The 18162-nt window shown below is 39.0% G+C and carries 17 protein-coding genes; 8 read left to right on the plus strand and 9 right to left on the minus strand.

Annotated features, from left to right (window positions below; translation table 11 throughout):
* Positions 1-5: 5 nt before the first annotated feature.
* From A2J09_RS04430 to A2J09_RS04440, 3 genes are read left to right on the plus strand one after another with little or no spacing between them, the layout of a single operon-like run.
* On the plus strand, positions 6-1562 hold the full coding sequence (locus tag A2J09_RS04430; protein ID WP_036161273.1) for an ABC transporter substrate-binding protein: 1557 nt from the start codon (positions 6-8) through the stop codon (positions 1560-1562).
* Positions 1563-1578: 16 nt separating this feature from the next.
* A complete protein-coding gene (locus A2J09_RS04435; RefSeq protein ID WP_012293875.1) occupies positions 1579-2520 on the plus strand; it encodes an ABC transporter permease in 942 nt (313 codons plus the stop codon).
* Between the two features lie 12 nt (positions 2521-2532).
* Complete coding sequence (locus A2J09_RS04440) at positions 2533-3360, plus strand: ABC transporter permease (RefSeq protein WP_036161274.1); 828 nt, start codon at positions 2533-2535, stop codon at positions 3358-3360.
* Here the strand turns inward: A2J09_RS04440 and A2J09_RS04445 are convergent.
* Positions 3349-4986 carry a PucR family transcriptional regulator gene (locus tag A2J09_RS04445; RefSeq protein WP_012293877.1) on the minus strand — a complete coding sequence of 546 codons (1638 nt, stop codon included), beginning with the start codon at positions 4984-4986 and terminating at the stop codon, positions 3349-3351. The genes A2J09_RS04440 and A2J09_RS04445 overlap by 12 nt on opposite strands.
* A 145-nt stretch (positions 4987-5131) precedes the next feature.
* Here A2J09_RS04445 and A2J09_RS04450 point away from each other — a divergent pair, with 145 nt between their 5' ends.
* A complete protein-coding gene (locus A2J09_RS04450; protein ID WP_012293878.1) occupies positions 5132-6493 on the plus strand; it encodes an aspartate aminotransferase family protein in 1362 nt (453 codons plus the stop codon).
* Positions 6494-6533: 40 nt separating this feature from the next.
* Here the strand turns inward: A2J09_RS04450 and A2J09_RS04455 are convergent, their stop codons facing one another.
* Positions 6534-6986: a MarR family winged helix-turn-helix transcriptional regulator gene (locus tag A2J09_RS04455; RefSeq protein ID WP_012293879.1), complete on the minus strand. Its 453-nt coding sequence runs from the start codon at positions 6984-6986 to the stop codon at positions 6534-6536.
* 125 nt (positions 6987-7111) lie between these two features.
* Between A2J09_RS04455 and A2J09_RS04460 the strand changes: the two genes are divergently transcribed.
* Entirely contained in the window at positions 7112-7543 is a 432-nt protein-coding gene (locus A2J09_RS04460) for a GNAT family N-acetyltransferase (RefSeq protein WP_031419559.1), read from the plus strand.
* A 244-nt stretch (positions 7544-7787) separates the two neighbouring features.
* Here A2J09_RS04460 and A2J09_RS04465 read toward each other — a convergent pair whose 3' ends face one another.
* The 6 genes from A2J09_RS04465 to A2J09_RS04490 all read right to left on the minus strand — a co-directional run bounded on the left by A2J09_RS04465 (position 7788) and on the right by A2J09_RS04490 (position 13300).
* Positions 7788-8177: an RDD family protein gene (locus A2J09_RS04465; protein ID WP_012293881.1), complete on the minus strand. Its 390-nt coding sequence runs from the start codon at positions 8175-8177 to the stop codon at positions 7788-7790.
* Positions 8178-8252: 75 nt separating this feature from the next.
* Positions 8253-9203 carry a carbohydrate kinase family protein gene (locus A2J09_RS04470; RefSeq protein ID WP_012293882.1) on the minus strand — a complete coding sequence of 317 codons (951 nt, stop codon included), beginning with the start codon at positions 9201-9203 and terminating at the stop codon, positions 8253-8255.
* Complete coding sequence (locus A2J09_RS04475) at positions 9203-10087, minus strand: DMT family transporter (RefSeq protein WP_012293883.1); 885 nt, start codon at positions 10085-10087, stop codon at positions 9203-9205. The genes A2J09_RS04470 and A2J09_RS04475 overlap by 1 nt, the downstream gene beginning before the upstream one ends.
* An 84-nt stretch (positions 10088-10171) precedes the next feature.
* Positions 10172-11422: a glutamate-5-semialdehyde dehydrogenase gene (locus tag A2J09_RS04480; protein ID WP_012293884.1), complete on the minus strand. Its 1251-nt coding sequence runs from the start codon at positions 11420-11422 to the stop codon at positions 10172-10174.
* A 12-nt stretch (positions 11423-11434) separates the two neighbouring features.
* Complete coding sequence (proB, locus tag A2J09_RS04485; RefSeq protein WP_031419564.1) at positions 11435-12529, minus strand: glutamate 5-kinase; 1095 nt, start codon at positions 12527-12529, stop codon at positions 11435-11437.
* 387 nt (positions 12530-12916) lie between these two features.
* Entirely contained in the window at positions 12917-13300 is a 384-nt protein-coding gene (locus tag A2J09_RS04490; RefSeq protein ID WP_012293886.1) for a hypothetical protein, read from the minus strand.
* Positions 13301-13858: 558 nt separating this feature from the next.
* Between A2J09_RS04490 and A2J09_RS04495 the strand changes: the two genes are divergently transcribed.
* The gene (locus A2J09_RS04495; protein ID WP_036161277.1) at positions 13859-14656 is read left to right on the plus strand and encodes a DUF1835 domain-containing protein; all 798 of its coding nucleotides are present in this window, start codon (positions 13859-13861) and stop codon (positions 14654-14656) included.
* A 36-nt stretch (positions 14657-14692) separates the two neighbouring features.
* Here A2J09_RS04495 and A2J09_RS04500 read toward each other — a convergent pair whose 3' ends face one another.
* Positions 14693-15598: a LysR family transcriptional regulator gene (locus tag A2J09_RS04500; protein ID WP_031419566.1), complete on the minus strand. Its 906-nt coding sequence runs from the start codon at positions 15596-15598 to the stop codon at positions 14693-14695.
* Between the two features lie 284 nt (positions 15599-15882).
* Here A2J09_RS04500 and A2J09_RS04505 point away from each other — a divergent pair, with 284 nt between their 5' ends.
* On the plus strand, positions 15883-16635 hold the full coding sequence (locus A2J09_RS04505; protein ID WP_031419567.1) for an alpha/beta hydrolase: 753 nt from the start codon (positions 15883-15885) through the stop codon (positions 16633-16635).
* A gap of 166 nt (positions 16636-16801) precedes the next feature.
* The gene (gene brnQ, locus A2J09_RS04510; RefSeq protein WP_036161279.1) at positions 16802-18142 is read left to right on the plus strand and encodes a branched-chain amino acid transport system II carrier protein; all 1341 of its coding nucleotides are present in this window, start codon (positions 16802-16804) and stop codon (positions 18140-18142) included.
* The last annotated feature ends 20 nt before the right edge of the window (positions 18143-18162 follow it).

The following is an 18162-nucleotide window of genomic DNA, read 5'->3' on the forward strand; positions in this document are numbered from 1 at the left end:
CGGCAATGAATTTGAAAAATAGTGGGGTAATACTCTTCATGTTCGTGATGGCATTCATTATAAGTGCATGTTCAAGTGATGGAGCGAAAGTATCGACGAGCTCTAATAGTTCTGATGGCCAAACTACAGCAGATGTACCGCAGGAAATTGTAGTACGTGTAAATGATGATCCGGATTTTTTAGATCCACATAAGGCAACCGCATCCATTTCGTATCAAATGATTATGAATTTATTTGAAGGATTAATGGCACCAGAAACAAATGGTTCTTTAAAAGAAGGACTTGCAGAGAGCTATGAGGTTTCAGAGGACGGTTTAACATATACATTTAAGATTCGCCAAGGAGTGAAATTCCATAATGGTGATGATTTAACGATAGAAGATATTCAATATTCATTTGACCGTTTAATGGGGAAAAACGGTGGTGAAAAAATGTCCAATAACTTTGATAACGTGGCATCAACTGAGGCACCAGATGCCAGCACATTTGTGATTAAGTTAAAGAATCCTAATTCTAACTTCCTGTATTCATTAACGGCAAGACAATCAGCAATTATTCCTAAAAGTAATGATGGGAAGCATAATGAGAATCCAATCGGAACAGGTCCTTTTGCCTTTGTGAAATACGCGCCAGGGACAAATTTAGAACTTAAGAAAAATGAGAACTACTGGCAGGAAGGCTTACCTTATTTGAATAAAGTTACGTTTACCTTCCAATCGGATGATCAAGCAGCGATTATGAGCTTGATGGCAAATGAGGTTGATTTAACAAGTGTGCCATGGCATCGTGTGAGTGAGGTTGAAGGGAGCTACCATTTAACGCATCAAAATAATAACTCATCCTTAATCATTACATTTAATGAAACAAAGGCTCCATTCGATAACGTAAAAGTGAGACAGGCTATGAACTACGCGATTAGTAAATCCGATATTATTGATTCGGTATTTGCGGGCTATGCTGTCCCACTTGGTTCAAATATGAGTCCAGCGATGGGCGATTTCCAAAAAAAGGGCTTAGAAAGCATGTATGAACGCGATATAGAAAAAGCAAAGGCGTTATTGGCAGAGGCTGGTTATCCGGATGGCTTCAAAACAAAAATTACGGTATCTTCACACAATGATATGTATTCGAATATAGCTCAAATTGCAGTTGCGAATTTACAAGAAATTGGTGTTGATGTGGAAATTGAGGTGGTGGAGTGGGGAATTTGGCTAGACCGTGTTTATTTTGGTCGTGACTATCAAATGACAACGATTGATTTAACAGGTCGTGCATCAGCCTACGAGGTTTTAAATGATTATATTTCTACAAATGATAGTGAAAACTTCTTCCTATTTAAAAATGACGAGTATGACAAAATTATGACTGATGTGCTAAAGGAAACAGATCAAACCAAACAAATTGAGTACTACCATCGAGCACAGGAAATTTTAGCTGAGCAGGCTACTGCGGTTTATATTGCTGATTACCAAATTGTTTGGGGTTCTGACAAACAAGTGACGGGGCTGAAGAGCTATCCATTCTGGTTCCATGATATGTCAGAGGTTCAATTTTCAAACTAGGAGAGGATGAGTGCCCATGATGTATATTCTACGTCGAATCATCCTGTTAATAACAACCATCCTGCTTGTATCCATTATTACATTTGGTGTTTTTCAAATATTACCTGGAGATCCGGTTCGAACAATGCTGGGGACAGAAGCGGATCCCACACAAATTGAAAATTTACGATCTGAACTCGGCTTAGATCGTCCTCTTTATGAACAATATGTGGATTGGATGAAGGGCTTATTGACAGGTCAGCTAGGTGATTCCATTCGTTTTTCAATGCCTGTAAAAGATTTATTATTTGATCGACTTCCTGTCACTATGTCGTTGGCAGGGATTACCCTACTCATTGTTTTAGTCATTTCCTTACCTTTAGGGATGTTTGCGGCAAGAAGACAAAATAAAATAAGTGATGTGTCGTTATCTACTGTGACACAAATTGGGATGGCTGTACCATCCTTTTGGCTAGGAATGATGCTTATTCTTTACGTTGGCTTACAGTTTAGCTTCTTTAAAATTAGTGGTTATATACCATGGACACAAAGTGTTGCTGGGGCGCTTAGTACGCTCCTTCTCCCAGCCTTAACCATTGCGATACCACAAATTGCTGTGAACTTCCGCTATGTGCGTACCGCTATTTTAGAGCAGGTTCAGCTCGACTATGTACGGACAATTCGTAGTAAGGGAATGTCTGAACAAAATGTCATGTATAAGCATGTATTGAAAAATTCAATGATTCCGATTTTAACCGTATTTGGCCTAATTATGGCGGAAGTTGTAGCGGGGACGATTATTGTGGAGCAAGTATTTTCTTTGCCTGGTATTGGACAGCTTCTCATAACGGCTATTAGTAACCGTGATTTTCCACTTGTACAGGGGATCGTTATGTATATTACGGTCGCTGTGGTCATGATAAATTTTATTGTCGATATTTTATATTCTGTATTAGATCCTAGAATCCGATTACATTAAGAGGTGGATACAATGAAACCGCTACAACGTTATACTAAAAAACTGAATTTATCCATTGGTCTCCTCGTCATTGTCGGCTTTTTGCTCGTCATGCTGGTCAGCTTTTTTTATACACCACATGATGTCAACGCCATGAACATACCTGAGAAATTGCGTGGACCAGGTGGTGCTTATCTTTTTGGGACAGATGAATTCGGGCGTGATATTTTTAGCCGGATTATGAAGGGGACACAAACAGCTTTCGCCGTTGGGCTACTAACTGTAGGAATTGGGACATTGTTTGGTATTACCATAGGAGGAATTGCAGGCTATGTTGGTGGCTGGGTTGATGAACTATTTATGCGAACAATGGACGCTTTAATGGCGTTTCCTGGCATTATATTAGCATTGATGCTAGTAGCGGTATTTGGCCCTGGGATTGTCAATACGGCCGTAGCCTTAGGCATTATCGCCATCCCTGCTATTGCTAGAATTGCACGGAGCGGATTTGTCCAACAACGTGATTCAGAGTATGTATTGGCAGCCAAATTAATTGGTGTCAAGCCTCATAGCATTATGTTTCGTCATATTTTACCTAATATATCGTCGCAAATTATTGTCGCTGCGACTGTCACATTTGCTACTGCAATGTTAGCAGAGGCAGCACTAAGCTATTTAGGGCTTGGTGTTCAGCCACCAAACCCTAGCTGGGGCAGAATGTTAAAAGATTCACAGGCTTATTTAATCGGTGCCCCTTGGTATACGTATGCGCCTGGAGGAGCCATCACGATTCTTGTTCTTGGCTTATATATGCTTAGTAACGCTTTACGTGATTTTATGGACCCACGTTCAAAATCGTAATAAATCAGGTGCTGTTTTCTGCAAAAGTTCATAGGCCTTGACGGCAATTTCAATGTTTAGTCGATGTGGCGCTTGTAAAAAATCAGCACCGAATATACTTTCTAGTCGTTCAATGCGTTTATAGAGCGTTTGACGGACGATAAATAATTGCTCTGCCGTATCATTTTTAGCTCCATTGCAAGCTAAATAAACAGCTAATGTTTGGAACAAATCATGGCCGTTTTTTTGATCCAGTAATAATAATTCTAGCAAGTAATCTTTCACAAATTGTAATAGGGTGGTTTGCTCTTGCTGTAATAATAACCGGAAAACGCCTAAATCCTTATAATAAATGGAGCTAGTCAATTGATGATGCTGCATTTGGATAGACGATTTAGCCTCCTTATAGCCAAGATGAACACTTTCTATTGTTTGATAAACATTGCTTATCCCACAGGTAAGGCTAAGCTGTTCAAAAAATTGAGATGCCTTTCTAGCAACAATTTGTGATATGGCTTGATTGAAGGAATCTCGATTATCCTTCATATAATCTGCAGCTATATAGAAGGATAAAATAATAATCTCATGCTGTCGTACTGAAACGGTAGGGAAGAATCCTAGCTTCTTTAAGATGGAGCGAACATACATGGCATTTTGTAATTGTATTTCCTGCCACTCTTCCTCTGGCACTGCTTTGGTTTCGTCATGTAGATTGAACACGACGACACGGTAAAATAAATTCCGACTTTCAATCGGTAAATAGCTTTGGTAGTATGGGACATCCACAGGCTGGCCTTGAATTAATGCAAGAATGAACTCATCCTCACGGCTTTGCTGACGTTCCTGAAGCATGCGATTTCTCATTAAAATTTGGGCAATGGACATCGTAGCACGTTCTAAGTTTAATAAGGTGTAATCACTCGGTTTCGGCAGTTCAGAATGCATACATAGATAGCCCCAAACTTGTCCAAGACCATTTACTGGGATAATGACAAAATGGTCCTTGTCAATTGATAAAAGATGTAAGGGCTCTTGTAGTTCTAACTGCTGACAATGTTCTTCCATCATACGTAAGTGTTTTTTAGCTTCGACTGGATAATAAAAGCTTTTTGTATCTTCGGAGACAAATAAAAATAATGCCTCGGTATCTTGATGAAGGACTTGTAAGATTTTTAAAATCCCATTGGGCATTAACGATAATTCCATAAATGTTTTAGAAAGGGTATCGAGCTGTGTAAGTGCCTGTTGGTGTTGGTTAATTATGTACGTATGTAAATCTTGTGTAATATCGATAAAGCGAACTATTTCTTCAAAGACAATGATTGGAAAATGATGCGCATTCGCCATGGCAATCAGCTCCACAGGGACATGATCAAAATAGTCTCCAATTTCAATACAAAGCCCTGCAGCTTCGTTCCGAATAAGGTTTTGTAAGTAAGCAATTTGCGTTTCACGCTCTAACTGTAAACCGACCCCAGTAGTTAAAATGAGTTCACCACCATTAATTAACGTATCAAAATCTTTAATTTCTAAAATATGTGTCCACAGAACTTGTCGTTCAAGGCCATGGTGTCCTGCTATAAGCTTCGCTGATTCAAAATGTTTGCGCTTAAGGACATCACGTACGAGTAGAGGATGTTTGGACATAATTTAGCACCTGCCCTTCGAATGTACAATGTCTAATTTTTATTATGTTTGAGAAGTCAGAAAATTTCAACACGAATGAGTGTATATAGTAAAAATTGACGAAAGGCAAAAAATACATCTAGGATACACGATTGGAGGTCATGAGATGGAAAAGGAACGAAGTGATCAGTTCACCCATACCTTACAGCACAAAGATCGTGAAAACATTTGGCACCATATGTCCATTTATAACGAGCATACTCCAGTCATTATTGAACAAGGGGAAGGAGCATGGATAAAAGACAGTTTAGGCAATCGATTTTTAGATGGCATGTCAGGCTTATGGGCAGTCAATGTGGGTTATGGACGTGAGCGACTTGCTAAGGTCGCTTACGAGCAATTAAAAAAACTATGCTATGCCCCTTTAACACAGAGCCATGAGCCTGCTATTAGATTAGCTGAAAAAATCAACAGCTTACTAGAGGACGACTATATGATGTTTTATTCGAATAGTGGTTGTGATGCAAATGAAATAGCGCTCAAGTTAATACGACAATTCCATCAACAAAACGGGGAAGGGACACGCTATAAAATGATTGCTAGTTATCGAGCCTATCATGCTAGCTCGCTTGGAGCATTAGCCGCTACAGGCCAGGCATTACGTAAATATAAATATGAACCATTAACACCAGGCTTCCTACACGTTGCCCCACCCGATCCTTATCGTCGTCCTAAAGGTCAATCAATGGAAGTATATAATTTAGCAAGAGCGCGTGACATCGAAGAAAAAATTATTGAGGAGCAAAATGAAACGATTGCCGCTGTTATTATGGAGCCATTCATAACAGGTGGGGGTGTCTTCATTCCACAACAAACATATGTTCAAGAAGTAGAGCGCATTTGTAGAAAGTACGGGGTGTTACTTATTATCGATGAAGTTATTTGTGGTTTCGGGCGAACGGGTAAGCTGTTTGGCCATCAACATTTCGGTATTCGTCCAGATGTTATTACAATGGCTAAAGGACTTACTAGCGCCTATTTACCACTATCAATTACAGCAGTAAGAAAAGATATTTATGATAAATTTAAAGAGATCGACGGCTATAGTCATTGTCGACATATGAATATGTTCGGTGGTAACCCGGCAGCCTGTGCTGTGGCATTAGAAAATATTAAGATCATTGAAGAAGAGGGACTTGTACAGCGTGCAAAAGATTTAGGAATTCAACTACTCCATGACCTACAAGACTTATTAGAGTTACCCTTTGTTGGAGATATTCAAGGGCTAGGGTTGCTCGTTGGTATAGAGCTTGTTGAAGATAAAGCCTCACAAAGACCTGCAAAGGAAGAAAGGGTGGCAAGCATCATTGCTGAGTGTAAAGCGAATGGCTTAATTGTTGGGAAAAATGGCGGTACAGTGGAGGGCTCCAATACTATCATTACGTTAAGTCCACCGCTTTGCTGTACCGATGAAGATCTTGAATTTATGGTAGCTGTTTTAAAAAGAGTATTTGCCGCCCATGTCTAATACGAGGCGATTCCAGAGCAGGGGAATTCAGGAATCGCCTTTAATAGTGTCGCTTCTGCCCTTTTTTTACAGATTCCCAATCAATTTCAATGTTTTGTAGAACTCGCTTGAGTAAATGGTGGATGCTGTCGACTTCATCGCTAGAAAAACCATCAAGTGCTCGTTTATTAGAATACTCGCCTTCCCGCTTTAAAAATGGATAGATGTCTAAGCTTCTATTGGTTGGAAAAAGTAATTTGTTTTTTTTATTTCCTTGATCACTACGTTTTTCAATAAAGCCTTTTGTTTCTAATTTTTGGATGGCCCTAGAAGCAGTTGTGCGATCCACCTTCAATAGCTCTGCCACCTTTTCTTGAATAATGCCAGGATTTTCGCAAATTCGGATAACATATAAATATTGACCCTTCGTTAAATCCAATTCCTTAAATTCTATATTACTAATCGAGTCTAAAGCCCGTGCGATAGCACCTATTTCACGTAAGATTTCTTTCATTTTCGATCCTCCTGAGATTTTTATTGTATTTGCAATAAAAATCGTTCTATACTAATAGTATCATCTTTGGGTGAAAATTGCACCTGGAGAAGAGGATGATGGTAGTGAAACGAGGAGGAGTATTCATGAGCATAAAAAAAGTAACAACTGATGCAGACTTACAATTAGCATTTGATTTTAGACGAAAAGTTTTTATTGAAGAGCAACAAGTACCAGAGGTAGAAGAGTTTGATGAATTTGATTCACTGCAAGCACCATGTGATCATATTCTTGTGTACTATAAGGAGCAGCCAGTGGGAACGGGTAGACTGCGTGTAGTCGAGGGCTATGGTAAACTGGAGCGCATTTGTATAGTAGAAGAGTTCCGTAAATTTGGACTTGGCAAAGAAATTATTATTGGCTTAGAGCAAATTGCCCGAGACAATGGCCTCACAAAAGCTAAATTAAATGCACAATCATATGCAGAGGGTTTTTATGAAAAATTAGGCTATAAGCGTGAAGGGGAAGAGTTTATGGATTGTGGCATTCCCCATATTTTAATGAAGAAATACTGGTAGATGTGCTAGGGATTGAAAAACAGATAGAATTTCCACCTACACTTTATTGAAGTGAGTATGATGTTCAATCAAATAACGATAACGGATTCAGATGCATCAATACTTTGTCATACAATAATACCTCCTCCTGTTGACCTTGGGAGGAGGTATATTAGTGTTATGAATTTTGGATATGGGTTTCAATGATCCATAAAGCTCCGTACGTCATGGGGTTGCAAATCTACAACTAATTTTAGCAATTCGTTTATTTCTCTTTCACAACCGTACCGGCAAAGCTATCATGAGGAAGGCATTGTCCATGCTGTTGCTCAAATGCCTGGCGATTTTTTAAATAGTCAAATGAACTGATTGTATCCCGATAAGCCATACGTTTTAAAATTTGACAGTCTGATAATTCATGACCATCTGCATTTTCCAGTACTAGTCCCGTAGCTTTATAGCCAATGGTTTGTCCACCTTTACGAAGCTGTGCGTACTCTAATGCCCATAACATGACTGTCGGTGTAACGAGTGCATGAACCACCTCATTTTTCACTTTCTTCCGTAGAAAATACTCCACGCCCAATGTGACAGCCGTTGAAATAGCAGTATCCATTAAAAAAGCAGCAGCTCGTTTTTTTGTAATCGATTCCATGCAGGTCCTCCTCCCATTGATTTCTCACCAGTACATACGGAAAATAAGAATAAAAGGTTTCAAATTATTTTAGATTCATTCTAACGGTAGTTCAGGATAGGAGGGAATCGCCCCGTGCTTCATTGTCGTGATTCCTGCATAGCGATTGGCAAAAGAAAGCAGGGATATCGCATACTGTTCACAATAGGCTACCAAATGATCGGCAGATAATTGATGTTGAAGGAATTGACTTAATATCGCCCCAATAAAAGCGTCCCCAGCACCAGTCGTATCAACTGCTTGTACATTCTCAGCATGGACCTTACGTTGACATTTCTTTGTATATAATGTTGCGCCTTCTGCTCCATGAGTAATGATAATGGTCTCCAGATGCCCCTGAAATAATGTGTGCACAGCCGAAAATTCTTCCTCGATGGCTGTTAAAAATAACAGTTCTTCATTCGAAAGCTTTACAATATGGGCTTTTGGTAAAAAAGCTAGAATCGTTTCTCGACAAGCCGTCTCATCCTGCCATAAAGGCAATCGAACATTCGGATCAAAGGAAACGATGCTGCCTGCTTGATGTGCCTGCTCGATAAAAGCTAAATGGGCTGATTTCATTGGACTGTCAACAAGATTAACTGAACAAAAATGAATGATATCTTTGTTAGTTAATAGTTGTGATGGGAGATACTCTTGTTTGTACAATAAATCTGCAGCATGGCGTCGATAAAATTGAAAATCTCGCTCGCCCGTTTCAGAGAGTGCTACAAAAGCAAGGCTAGTTTCTCCCTCAGTAGTTTGTCGAATATATTGTGTGTCCACACCTGCCTGCTGCAAAGTCTTCTTCAGAAAATCACCAAACGCATCCTGACCTATTTGTGTTAGGAGGGCTGCCTGTTGACCAAGCTTGGCACATACTGCTGCGACATTTGCAGGGGCTCCACCAGCATGTTTCGTGAAATGCTCGATTTGTACTAGGTCACCATGCTGCTGTGTTGGTGTAAAATCTATTAGCAATTCACCAATTGTAAAGAGTTTGCCCATTAGGATACCTCCTGTGGTAGCCGTTTTTTCTTCGGGGTATAGATCGTGTAGAAAATCCCGCCGAAGATGAATAAAATGCCCAATGTTTGCATAAAGTTCGGCATAAAATCAAGCAGCAGCATATCGAGTAAAATGGCCACTACAGGGTCGACGAATACTAAAACGGAAACTAGAATAGTAGTAAGACTGCGAATACTATCGAAAAATAAATAATATACAAATCCAGTATGAATAAATCCTGTGCCTAGTATATAGAACCAATTGGTTGTAGTTAAACCTTCAAAGAGTGAGAAATCGATGAAGGGCAGTAGAATCAAAATGCCAACTGTTGTTTGAATATACGTTAAGGCATAGGAGCTAAGCTTTGTAATGGTCTTGCTTGTCAGCATGGTAAGAGCATAAAACACCGCTGACAATAAAGCCCAAACAAATCCTGATTGCATAAATTCAGAGAAAGATACAAAGTTTTGAAGACCCATGATAAAAATACTACCGATAAAACAAGTAATAGTTGCCACAAGTGCTTGGATGGTCATTTTTTCTTTTAAAAAGATAGCGCCTAAAATTAAGACAAAGATAGGGGCTAAATTATAAATAGAAATGGCAATCGAAATAGACATTTCCTCAAAGGCTTTAAATAAAAATACCCAATTTAGTACTAAGAAAACGCCACAAATAATAGTTTGAATTACTTCTTTCTTCTCCCATTTTTCTGTTTTATGTCCACCAGTGACGAGCCACAATCCTCCTAGAAAGAGGGTTGCACAAATACATCTAACAAAGACGAGCTCTGTTGCAGGAACTCCAGTATGAACAGTAAAAAAGCCGATGGAGCCAAAAAGTGCCATTGATACGGTTAGTTTAATGATGGCTGAAATGTTCATACAAAACCTTCTTTCTGTTTTTTAGTAAATGCGAAAAGGAAAGGGGATAATCCCTATCAGCATACTTTTTGCTATAGCATGACATTATTCGCGAATTTGCCCATTGCCATATATAAAATATTTTGTAGAGGTGAGAGCAGGTAATCCCATGGGGCCCCGCGCATGTAGCTTTTGTGTACTAATACCAATTTCTGCGCCATAGCCAAATTCAAAACCATCCGTGAAGCGGGTCGAGGCGTTATGATAAACTGCAGCCGCATCAACATTAGTTAAAAACGTTTCCGCCACCAATAGATCTTCCGTTATAATAGCTTCAGAATGATTTGTCCCATAATGATGAATATGCTCAATGGCCTCGTAAACATTTTCAACTAATTTAACGCTTATTTTTAAATCAAGGAACTCAGTCGCATAGTCTTCCTCAGTAGCTGGGAGCGCTCCAGAAAATGCCTCGCATACTCGCTCATCACCAATAATAGTAACACCTGCTTTATGGAGCGATGATAAAAGTTCCGTGCCATATGTTTTAAACCATACAGGGTGAATTAGTAAGCTTTCCGCAGCATTACAAACAGAAGGACGCTGTGTTTTGGCATTTAAACAAATTTTTTCTGCTTTTATGTAATCCGCCATTTGGTCCACATATATATGACAATTGCCTGCACCTGTTTCTAATACAGGGACAGAAGCCTCTCGGACGACCAAGTCAATAAGAGCCTTGCCGCCTCGAGGTATTAATACATCCAAGTACTCGTTTAAATGAAATAATTCTTTAGCGGTCTCACGGCTCGTATCCTCGATTAATTGGACAGCTTCTGTTGGTAGAGACGTCTTCGCCAATGCACGATGAATACTTGCTACGAGAGCATTATTTGAAAACTTAGCAGATGAGCTCCCTCGTAAAATGACGGCATTTCCTGTTTTTAGGGCAAGTGTCGCGGCATCAACCGTAACATTTGGTCTTGCCTCATAGATCATTCCAATGACACCAAGTGGGACCATGCGCTTTTCGATGTGTAGGCCATTACCTTTATCTATACGTTCGATAACTGTGCCAACTGGGTCCTTGAGAGAGACAAGTAAATGAATGGCATCAGCCATCGCTACTATGCGTTCTTCATTGAGCATGATGCGATCTAATGTAGAAGAGGGCATCCCCTGTTGCTCTCCATTGATAAGGTCTTTTGCATTTTCTTCTAAGATGTCTTGTTGGTCCATCAATAGCTGTTCAGCAATTTTAGTCAGCGCTTCATTTTTCTCACATGTAGTTTTAATATTTAACATATAGCTAGCGGCTTTGGCACATTTTCCCTTTTCTTGAATTTCACTTACCATGTTCAGACCTCCTTATTTAGTTTGAATTTTCAGCCATTTATCCCTGTGAATGACCTCAATCGGGCATTTCGATAATGTATTTGTCCGTTTGCCCATAGCGGACAAAAGTTCTTGTGATGAATACAGCACCTCACCACGTCCTAGTAAACCTTGTTCACAATACACTTCAACTACATCACCATTGTTAAAATCACCTTCAACCTGAAAAACACCAGCAGGTAACAAGCTTTTGCCATTGACCATTAGTGCTTGTTCAGCACCTCTATCTATAAAAATTTTACCAGATATTTCCGCGAGTGCAATCCACTGTTTATGATTCTTTAACACGGCTAGGTCATCATGTCCGACATAAGTTCCATCACCACGCCCTGCTAAAATATCAACAAGCTTTTGAGCGCCATAACCTGTTCCGATAAAAACTTTAACTCCAGCCTGTAAAGCTGTACGGGCAGCCAGTAGCTTCGATGCCATGCCGCCTGTTCCAACCTTTGACCCTGTGCTGTCTGCAAAGTCTAACAAGTCGTCCGTGATGGACGTTAAATAATCAATTCGCTCTGCCTGAGGGTTTTTGCTAGGGTTGGCGTTATATAAGCCATTAATATCTGTTAATATGATGAGTTGATCTGCATGAACAAGTCCACTAACAAGGGCAGACAGCATATCATTGTCGCCAAAGGTTAGCTCACTTATAGAAACGGTATCATTTTCATTAATGATAGGTAGCATCGAGCGCTCAAGCAATTCCTCGAAAGTAGCATAGGCATTTTTATAGCATTCTTTTTTAGAAAAATCAGTGCGCGTCAGTAAAATCTGAGCAGGCAATATATCATAAATACTAAATAATGCACTATACGATTGAATAAGTAAGCTTTGCCCTACAGCTGCTGCTGCCTGTTTGCCCTTTACCGTAACAGGACGAGCCGGGTAGCCAAGCTGTTTAAAACCTGCTGCTACTGCACCTGATGACACAAGTAATACATCATGTCCTTGTTTTTTCAACTCCGCGATTGCCTGAACATGATCCATTAAACGAACTTTATCGATTTCGCCTTTTGCATTTGTTAAAGAGCTACTCCCAATCTTGACGACAATTCTCTTTTTTTCCACCACACTACCTCCAATTGTCAAAAATAAAAAACCCTTTTCATCCTAAAAAATTAGGACGAAAAGAGTTGCTTTCCGCGGTACCACCTACATTGAATATCGTGCGACATTCCACTTTCCTCATAACGCTAGAGACTGCGCCTAGTTTAGCTAGGACGATAGACGAAGTAGGTTCATTAGTCTTTTCTTGCACAATGTCTTGCAGCCGATGGACATCGTTCTCTGTTCAAGCAGATACTAATTACTGATCTTCGTTCGTTTTCTCATCATAAAGTTTTTCAACTATTGAGTAAAGAATGCACTACTTCCAAAAGCCTGTCAAGATGATGAGGGAAATTACTTGAAAGTTTTGATAAATTGAGAAAAAAAGATAGAAAGGGCATGAATTTTTTATTTAAACCACCAAATGGCGATGAAAAGAGGGAGCATTGCTAGCAACATTACAAAGAAACTCCATAGTACTTGTTTTCCCGAGGACATGTTTTTTGGCTTTATGCTCATTTGTTCATAAAGCTTGTTAATGGCACGTTGTTCTTTCGCATAAAGCATTGCTTGAAATTCCTCGTAATCTTGAATATAGCTAGATGGTGGACGTGGACTAAAGCGTAAATCTCTAATAGAGTCCGTAATATCTATGTCATTCATCCAATAAGTGATTACAGGAGCTAAGCCTGTATTCTGTGTAGCTTTCACCTCAATGTCATGGGACTTCATTTTATAGTACACCTCACCGTGCTCATCTTCATACAGTGAAACAATATCACTAACTGCCACTAATAATCACCTCTTATTGAATTCATCTATTGTATCATGAGTTTCTTCTATTATAATGGAATAAAGAAGAAAAGTGTTGTTTAAGCGAGCATTAATGGTGAAACGTATGTTCACGAAAAAAAATTAATAAAGTCATAAACTTACAGCTAAAGGCAAGTACGGCATGTAGTATAATGAAAATAGTTTGCTGAAAGCAGTGAAGGAAGGGCATTATTGGAGATTTCCATGATGCAATGAGTCATTTCGATAAAGGAGACCCATTTACCTCGTAATCTTATTTTATATGATATAGAAAAGGGATAGTTTTTTCTTTGCATTGTTACCACAGTCTTCAATTCATCATTTGAACATATTGGGTTTTAAACGCTGATTTTGGGTATAGTATTTTTAGGTACAAGCATTATTAATATTTTTATTGTTTAGTATGATTGCAGGGAAAGTTAGATCCGTCATGATTGGAACGCCTGTGATGGCTAAGCAATTAATATGGTTCAAGGTATCCTCTTTACATTTATCGGGATACAGATTGCCATTAGCATAACAGTAGGAGGAATTCACATGGCTATTTTACATATAACTTTTAGCTTAGCAACCCAGGGTTCCATGAAGCTTGCTATACGCCAACATCTTTTGCAACGTAATGAATCAGTTTTAAGTGTTCATGATGATTTCTCTTTTGGACCTCTTCACAGCTTAGAAGAGCGCATAGTATGGTTAAACACTCATATTTTGAAGGATAATGAAGAACAGCAATTATACGTAGATATGTATGAAAGCTGGAAGAAAAAAATGGCCGAACTGCCATGTGATGTGGATGTTTGGGTTTGGTATAGTCAAAATACACATGAACAGATTGGTCTACGCTATGTTATGAGTGAGTTTATTCATAAATGTAGCATGGTTTATGGGATTGACGTAACAGATGGACTGAAGCAAATTCAACCTCATCTCGATATTCGTCATACAGGAGAGCTTTCCTCAGAAATGCTGATGAAGCTTCGTCCTTACGCAAAACGATTTTCAGTTCAGGAATGTCAACAGCTTGCCAAGGAATGGGAAGACCTTAAAGAGCATTCAAGTCCACTCCGATTGTGGAAAGAGGGTATTGTACATGTCGAGGAAGATGCACTGGATACGCTCATCATTGCCAGTGTGAAGGATTTGCATGTACAATATAATGAAGAATGGCTTTTACTTATGCCTATAATCAGTACTATTAGTGTTGCCTTGGATGATTATATTAGTGATGAATTCATGATGAAACGAATAATGACTATGATTGAGCAAGGCTACTTGCAGATAGAAGGAGATTTAACGGATTTTCATTCCTGTAGGGTGAAGTATATAGACGTATAATAAAAAGCGGTAGGCTGCATTGGGCAACCTACCGCTTTAGCTTTCCTGAGAGGGAGGAGCCATTTTCTTTTCATAAAAATCAAAGACAAATTGTTGGAATTGGCGTGCAGATGGGGACAAATAACGATTGTCAATCCAGGCCATGCCAATAATACGTTCACAAACCATATCCTCTACATGGATTTTGACGATTTTTTTCGGATTCAAATCCTCATCATCAGGAAGCAATGATACCCCGAGTCCTGCACCCACAAAACCTGCAATGGTAGAAACCTCATCACCTTCATAAGAGATTTTTGGCTTAATGCCCGCAGCATGTAACAAGCGATCAGCTGAGCGGCGGAGGGCATACCCCTTTTTCATAAGCACAAAGTTCTCATGTTCCAATTCTTTCATTTTTATGCTTTTGCGATGGGCAAGAGGATGATCAATCGGAACCATAATAAATAACTCATCTCGCCATAGCTCCTTCCAGCTAACGGGAGGCTCTGTATCAATCGCTGCTAGTAAGCATAGGTCTAATTCGCCAGCAAGCAATTGCTTTAACTGAGAATGTGAGTAATTTTGTGTGAAATGAAAACGGATATGGGGGTGCTTCTGACGAAAAGCACGAATTAAGTCTGGTACAATACTAGTCCCAAGAGTGTGTAAAAAACCGAGTGACACATCCCCAAGCTCCGGATTATTAAGCTCTTGTAATTCTAATACTGCTTTCTCGTATTCTTTACGCATTCGTTGTACACGATATAAGAAAAGTTCACCATAGCGATTGAGCATTATGGAACGCCCCTGCCTATCAAAAAGCGGGACACCTAGTTCTTCCTCCAGCTTTGAAATTGAACGGCTTAACGCTGGCTGTGAAATTGCCAATGCCTCGGCAGCACGTGTCATATGTTCTAACTTTGCAACGGTTACAAAATATTCTAATTGTTGCCACTCCATTTTTTCACCTCTATTCTCGTAATTTTTAAGTTAACTGCATTATAACGGGAAACAAAGAGGAAGTATAGGTGGCAAAAACTTTTTAAACAGACGTCGCTTTTAATTAGAAGAATGGAAAAGTTAAGTAGCAGAAAGTGTGATAGTACAGGTGTTAAGTTGACATCATTCATGCATGGTAGACATTGATTTGATAAAAACTATAAATTGTACATTATGAATAAAGGGTGTTAAGATAGACACATAAAATACACAATTAATAATTTCCGTGAAGGGGATATCCTAAAATGAAGTTAACAAAGCCACAACCTCTAACAATTGAGGGAGGCAAAAAAGCCGTACTATTATTGCATGGATTCACAGGTAGCACAAAAGATGTGAAAAAGCTAGGAGAATTTTTATCTCAACGAGGTTATACCGTTCATGCACCGATTTATAGTGGGCACGGAGTAGAACCAGAAGCACTATTAGAAACGAAACCAGAAGACTGGTGGAACGATGTTGTAGAAGGATATAACTTCCTTCAAAGTAAAGGCTATGAAGAGATCGCAGTTGTTGGCATTTCACTTGGTGGTGTTTTCTCACTGAAGGTTGCAGAGACATTTCCAGTAAAAGCATGTGTAGCGATGTGTGCACCGATTACACGAGATAACTCAAAAGGCTTATTTACACGTTTGTACCACTATGCTCGTTTATATAAACATTTCGAAAATAAATCAAAAGATCAAATTATTTCAGAATTACATGAATTACGTATTTCTCCAAAAGATTCATTAGATGGTGTAACACGTTTAACGACTGAAACACGAGATGATTTATCAACGATTAAAGCTCCAACATTAGTACTACAAGGGTCATTGGATGATGAGCTTTATCAGGAAAGTGCACCTTTCATTTTAAATACTGTAGAAACTGATGACAAAGAAATCATTTGGTATGAAAATTCAGGTCATATAATTACGTTGGATAAAGAACGTGATAAAGTATATGAAGATGTTTATAAATTTTTAGATCATATTGAGTGGTCAGTTGCAAATTAAGGAGGGGCTGTCAGAGGACAGCTCTTTTTTTTGTACTAAGTTTACTATATTCAAAAAAACTATTGTAATTATAATAAATGCTTGATAACATAATTGAATTGTAATGAAAAATCATTCGATTAAAATAATTTGCTATAGTTAAAAACTTCTAAGGAGCACATCAATTATGCAACAAAAAATACCTTTCTCAACCTATGCAGTCATCGGCACTATGTTATTCGGTCTGTATTTTGGAGCAGGGAACCTTATCTTTCCAATCCAATTAGGTCAACTAGCAGGGACCAATTTTTGGCTTGGGTTAATCGGATTTTTAGTCACGGCTATCGGTCTACCATTTTTAGGAATTTTAGCGATTGGCTTATCAGGTAGTAACGGTTTGCGCGATCTAGCGAGCCGTGTTCACCCCATCTTCGGTATTGTCTTTTCACTAGCCCTTTACTTAACAATTGGCCCGTTTTTTGCCATTCCACGTACTGCGACTGTACCATTTGTAGTGGGCTTTGAGCCTTATATTCAAGCACAGCATGTTACATTATTGCTGGCCGTGTTTAGCTTCATTTTTTTCGCCATCGTTTATTATTTTTCGTTAAATCCAGCGAAAATTATGGATTACATTGGTAAATATTTAACACCAGCCTTTTTAATTGTATTATTCATTTTAATTATTACGAGTATCGTAAAGCCAATGGGGGATTTCCAACAACCAATGGGCGATTATATAGATGCTGCCTTTATGACAGGCTTTAAAGAGGGCTATAATACGATGGATGCTTTAGCTTCCCTTGCTTTCGGGATTGTGGTCATTAATGCAATTAAAAGTGCAGGCATTTCCGATCGAAAGGAAATAGCGAAGGCGACATGGACGTCAGGTATATTTGCAATGGCCTTAATGATGCTTATTTATGGCCTGATTACGTATATGGGCGCTTCCAGTATTTCTGCGGTAGGTACCTTTGATAATGGGGGATTAATTTTTTCCGCAGTGGCAGATCATTATTTCGGTTCGTTCGGTGCTATTTTATTAGCCGTTATCATTGTGCTCGCTTGTTTAAAGACAAGTATCGGCTTAATCACTTCATGTAGTGAATTCTTCCATGAAGTGTTTCCGAAAGTAAGCTATAAATGGTTTGTCTTTTTATTGTGTCTCGTATCCTTTGTCATTGCCAACTTCGGATTAAACAATATTATACAATTCGCCATCCCAGTGCTGATGTTCCTATATCCACTTGCGATTGTTTTAATTTTACTGGCTCTTAGCTCATCGTACTTTCACAATAAGCAAGCGGTGTATGCCATCGCCATGATTTTCACATTTTTCATTAGCGTAATTGACGGCTATAAAGCTTTAGTGGCAAGTATACCTGAAGCACAATTACGTGTATTGGATGCTGTAGAGAAGGCTTATTCATCAATCTTACCATTTTATGATATTGGGTTAGGGTGGATATTGCCAGCAATCATTGGAGCAATACTTGGAGCTCTAATTCCTTCTAAAAAAGTAATATAATAATAAAGAAGCACGCACAG

The organism is Lysinibacillus sphaericus (assembly GCF_001629735.1).
In the GTDB taxonomy this organism is placed as follows: Bacteria; Bacillota; Bacilli; order Bacillales_A; family Planococcaceae; genus Lysinibacillus; species Lysinibacillus pinottii.